This is a genomic window from Aquiflexum sp. (assembly GCF_977115555.1).
Window position 1 is genome coordinate 1 of record NZ_CDSBKL010000567.1, and the last position, 2,024, is coordinate 2,024.

The window sequence follows — 2,024 nt, forward strand, 5'->3', positions numbered from 1 at the left end:
CATACTCGTGGTTGTAGCGATAGAGTTCGGCCATGTTTTTGGCTTTGTCCAGCATACTTCCGGTACCAAAAGGTTGCCAATGGTCGGTCACACAGTCTGTCCCTGACATGACCCGGATGCCATGGTCCAACATCGTGGGAATGGGCATCACATTGTAGCCAATAGGCACCGTGGTAGTGATTCCGATATCTGCTTGGGCCAAAGCCTCGCAGGTCGCCTTGAGCGTTATCTCATCCAATTTTCCCATTACAAAGCAATGACTCAGGTAGGTTTTGCCTTTGAGGACAGGGTTTTCGTTTACTTTGGCGATCAGGTACTGAACGGTTTTGAGACCTGATTCTCCTGATTCATGCAGGTGAATGTCCAAGCCTTTGTTGTAGTCCAAAGCAAGTTGCACGGTGAAATCCATGGTTTTTTCGATCTGACCATCCAGAGAAAACGGATCTACGCCACCTATATAGTCAATGTCCATCTGGGCAGCTTCGCGCATCAGGTCCTGAGAACCTGAATAGTAAATCCCATGCTGTGGAAAAGCCACAAGCTCGGCCCCAAAAGAATCTTTTTGGTTTTCCAGGGCTATTTGAAGGTTTTTGAGGGAATCAAGTTTGGAGGTGGGTTCAATATTGACATGGCTACGGGCATAATCTGTCCCTTTGGATTGGAGGAGTTGGATAAGCTTTTCAGCCCTTTCTGTAGAATGAGGCAGGAGTGTTGGAATCACCACTTTTTCATGTTCAATGAGTTCCTTGACCGTTCGGAACTTGCTCTCCCGGGCTTTCCACGGACCGCCGTAGTAGGTTTTATCCAAGTGGATATGCATGTCCTTCATGGCCGGCAGCATCAGAAAACCTTTGGCATCGATGGCCGAGGGGTCTGAACTGTTGGGCAGGATTTCGGTGATTTTCCCATTTTCTACCGTTATGGTAAAAAGTGCTGTTTTGGTCGCAATGACTTCTATCTCGTCCCTGACAAAGCCCGTTTCCATCCTGACGTTTTTGAAAACTTTTTTGGCGCTATCACCTTTTTGTTTTGAGCCGGAAGTACTTGCAAATGAAAATGAAGGAGCAAGGATACCTGCGCCGGTCAGGGCCATGGTTTGGGACAGGAAATTTCTTCTGTTGAGTGCTTTATCGGACATGAGGGGATACTTTTTCTTTAAATTTAAGAAAAAGGCCAAGCTTTTCACTTGGTCCGATCAGATTTGACCCCTATTATTTCAATCTATTAACCCCTTAGATTTTCAGAGATATTCCTTATTTTCATGACATTGTTTTAAATCTTAAACCACGACATTATGAAAGCCAAAGGAATTCTGATCATTTATTTTCTGACAGGGATGATATTGTTCTCCTGCAATAGCAAAAACAGCAATTACATGGAGGAAAAAAACATAGAAGGCGTAAGCAGGTTGAAGCTCAAAGGTCTCTTTAGTGTCAACATTAAGCAAGGGGGTGCTGAATCCATGCGCATCTCAGGCAATGAGGATCTGGTAAAGAAACTGCGGGTTTTACAGACAGGAGACCTTTTGGAATTGAGTTTGGATGAAGAGGAATCGGGTGCGTTTTTTATGAAGGAAGAGCTTCAGATAGACTTGGATATCCTTGACCTGAGTGAGATTAGATTTGAAGGAGTGGGAAATATCAAGAATTCAGGAACTTTGGATTTGGGCGATTTGCTGATCGCAGGCAATGGCGTAGGCAATATTTCTTTGGAATTGGATGCCCAAGCTGTGGATGCGCGGCTAAACTTTGTAGGCAATATGACCCTGAAAGGGAGTGCCAATGAAATGAAGCTTGTCAATGAAGGGATAGGGAATATTGATGCTTCTGAATTGATTGTTCAGAATGTCAATCTGACGAGTTCAGGGATTGGGGCTGTTTCGGTTCATTGCGAGGGTGAGTTGACGCTAAAGGTTGACGGCATTGGCGTGGTCAATTATACCGGTAACCCGACGGTCGTGAGTGAGAAGGTTTCGGGGATAGGGAAAGTAAATAGGAATTAATTGTTTAAACCGACTAAAGTCG

The 2,024-nt window shown here is 44.8% G+C and carries 2 protein-coding genes; one reads left to right on the forward strand and one right to left on the reverse strand.

Annotated elements, in window-relative coordinates:
• Positions 1 to 1,138: amidohydrolase family protein (locus ACZFYI_RS19625; RefSeq protein WP_462525814.1), on the reverse strand; the 1,138-nt coding region annotated here is incomplete at its 3' end.
• Between the two features lie 156 nt (positions 1,139 to 1,294).
• Here ACZFYI_RS19625 and ACZFYI_RS19630 point away from each other — a divergent pair.
• Positions 1,295 to 2,002, forward strand: coding sequence for a GIN domain-containing protein (locus ACZFYI_RS19630; protein ID WP_462525815.1), 708 nt, complete (start codon positions 1,295 to 1,297; stop codon positions 2,000 to 2,002).
• The last annotated feature ends 22 nt before the right edge of the window (positions 2,003 to 2,024 follow it).